This is a genomic window from Variovorax sp. P4_D9, from assembly GCF_056401695.1.
Map to the genome: position 1 here is coordinate 1 of NZ_JBFUIU010001017.1, position 2,793 is coordinate 2,793.

2 protein-coding genes and 1 pseudogene are annotated in these 2,793 nt (G+C 67.9%); all 3 read right to left on the bottom strand.

All coding sequences use genetic code 11. The features are described 5' to 3' along the window. Positions 1–22: 22 nt before the first annotated feature. On the bottom strand, positions 23–1,474 hold the full coding sequence (locus AC1DY5_RS50155; RefSeq protein WP_478121765.1) for an acyl-CoA carboxylase subunit beta: 1,452 nt from the start codon (positions 1,472–1,474) through the stop codon (positions 23–25). A 7-nt stretch (positions 1,475–1,481) separates the two neighbouring features. Then, positions 1,482–2,453 (bottom strand): LLM class flavin-dependent oxidoreductase, encoded by a 972-nt coding sequence (locus AC1DY5_RS50160; RefSeq protein ID WP_478121766.1) that lies wholly within the window; start codon positions 2,451–2,453, stop codon positions 1,482–1,484. Between the two features lie 49 nt (positions 2,454–2,502). Continuing rightward, positions 2,503–2,793 (bottom strand): annotated as a pseudogene (locus tag AC1DY5_RS50165) (CoA-transferase subunit beta); the annotation flags it as partial.

Here is a 2,793-nt window from a genome sequence, read left to right on the forward strand (position 1 = left end):
GGATCTTGGAATACATCGTGGGCTAAAGAGGTAGGTTGGCGTGCTTGCGCCAGGGCTGCACGCTCGACTTCTGCGCCAGCAGCGCCAGCGCCTGCACCAGGTGCCGCCGGGTCTGGCGCGGAACGATGACATCGTCGATGTCGCCGCGCTGCGCCGCAGCATCGGCCGCCAGGCGCTGCCGGGCGGCCTGCAGGTCGTCGCCCAAGGCTGCAGCGCCCTGGGCGCTCAGGAGTCCGATCTGCGCCTCGGGCCAGGCATAGACCAGGTCGGCGCCGAGCGCGCGCGATGCCATCGCGCCGCCCGCCGCACCGAAGGCCTTGCGCAGCACTACGGTGACCAGCGGCACGGTCGCCTGACCATAGGCGCACAGCAGCTTGGCCACATGCCTGGCGATCCCGCCATGCTCCTGTGCGGCTGCCGGCAGGAAGCCGGGCGTGTCGACGAAGCTCAGCACCGCGATGCCGAAGGCGTCACAGAAACGCACGAAACGCGCGATTTTTCGAGCCGCGTCGCTGTCGAGCACGCCGGCCAGCACCGCCGACTGGTTGGCCACCACGCCGACGGTCCGGCCGTCGATCCGTGAGAAACCGATCACTGCGTGCGGCGCGAAGGCGTATTGCAGCTCGAGGAAGTCGGCGCCGTCGCTGACCTGCGCGATCAGCTCCTTGACGTCGTAGGCCTCGCTGTCGCCCGATGGGATCAAGGTGTCGAGCGCCGGCGCTTCGCGGCCCGGATCGTCGAGGCAGGACCCTCGCATCGAGGCATCGCCGTTGTGCAGCGGCAGAAAGCCGAACAGGCGGCGCAGTTGTCGAAGCGCCTGCAATTCGTTGTCGAACACGCCGTCCGCCAGCGACGAGGTCCTGCTGTGGACCTGCGGCCCTCCGAGCTGTGCCGCGCTCAGCGTTTCGCCTGTCACGCGTTCCACCACGTCGGGCGCGCTCAGGAACAGGCTGCTGTCGGCGTTGGCCATGAAGACGAAGTCGGACAGCGGCGGCAGCAGCGCATCGGCCCCTGGACAGGCGCCGACGACCAGCGAGATCTGCGGCACCACGCCGGACGCGGCCGCGGCATTGCGCACGATCGCGCCGTGACCGACCATCGCTTCCATGCCGCCTTCGAGCCGCAGGCCCGCGGTGTCGAAGATGCCGATGACCGGGACCCGGGTTTCGAGCGCCAGCGCCTGCAGCCGGGCGATCTTGCGGGCATGCAGCGCTGCCAACGTGCCGCGGCTGACCGCGGTGTCCTTGGCGAACACGCACACCGCGCGGCCGCCGATGGTGCCACGCACGGTGAGCACGCCATCGCCGCCCGCAAGGTCGTCGGCGCCGATGCGCGCGCCCAGTTCGCTCGCCGAGCCTTCGTCGAGGAGCAGCTCGATGCGCTCGCGCGCCGTCAGCCGGCCGCGAGCATGCTGTCTGTCGGCCCACGAGGCCGCCGGGGACGCCGCCGCGAGCGGCTCACGAAGCGCTGCCATCGCGGCTTCAGCGCTTCTTTTCCGCCACGTAGGCACGCAGGCGTGGAACGATCTCCTTGGCGATGATCTCGATCTGCGCCATCTCGTACTTGTAGGGCACGAAGACCAGTTTCTGGACGCCGACGTCGATGTGCGCCTTGAGCTGGGCCACGCATTCGTCCACGTTGCCCATGATGGCGCTGTCCATGGTCGACTGGCTGCCCTGGGCGATGTCGAAGTCGACGTTGAGCCACTCCATCATCCGGGCCTGCACGGCCTCGCGCGAGGCGCCCACCATGATCGGCAGCTGATTGCCGTTCATCAGCGTCGCCGGGTCCCTGCCCGCCTCGGTGGCGTAGTTGCACACCTTCGCCCAGGATTCGACGAAGGCCTCCGGCTTGTAGAAGTAGGTGAGCCAGCCGTCGCCGTCCACCGCCGCACGCTTCAGCACGCGGTCGGCGTAGCCGCCGATCAGGAGCGGACAGGGGTTCTGTACCGGCTTCGGGAACATCACGCCGGCCGGGATCTTGTGGTGCGTCCACTCTCCGGCGACCAGGTCCTCGGTCCAGAAGCGCTTGAGGATCTCGAGGTTGTCGTCCATGATCTTGCCGCGCTGCTCATAGGCGACGCCGACGGCATCGAACTCTCGCTTGTACCAGCCGGCGGCCATGGCCATCAGCAGCCGTCCGTTCGACAGCTGGTCGATGCTCGACAGCTGCTTGGCCAGCACCACCGGATTGCGCAGCGGCAGCACCAGGATCCCCGTCGACAGCTTGATCTTCTTGGTCCGCGCCGCGATCGCGGTCAGCAGCGTGAGCGAGTCGATGATCGGGAAGTGCGGGTCGACGCCGAGCAGGATGTGGTCCCAGACCCAGATGGAGTYGAATCCCAGTTCCTCCATGCGCACCCCGTAGTCCACGAGCGCCTGCGCGTTCGGGATCTCCGGGAAGGCGGTGAAATTGCGCGCTGCAATGCCAAACTGTCCGTGCAAAGTTGCCATCAGTGTTCTCCARTGTTTCGATCTTCGGAATGCGGGTCGCCGACTGGCGTCATGCGATGTAGAGCCGCTCGGGGTCCAACTTGCGCAAGGCGGCCAGCTCGGGCTCGCTCGGCGCCTCAGTGGTCGCGATGCGGGCGTCGTGCAGCAATGCGAAGCCAGTGTTGTCCTGCACCTGCTCCAGCGTCACGCCCGGATGCAGCGCGACGATCTTCATGGCCCGGCTCTGCTCGTCGAAGCCGAAGATGCCCAAGTCGGTCACGACACGGAACATTCCGCCGGCCGGCAGGCCGCGGTCGCGTCGGCTCGTGCCGCCGTCGAGGAAGCCCGGGCTGGTCACGAA

Coding starts and splice junctions, on each gene's coding strand:
- AC1DY5_RS50155 (WP_478121765.1), bottom strand. CDS start 1,474: ATGGCAGCGCTTCGTGAGCCGCTCGCGGCGGCGTCCCCGGCGGCCTCG.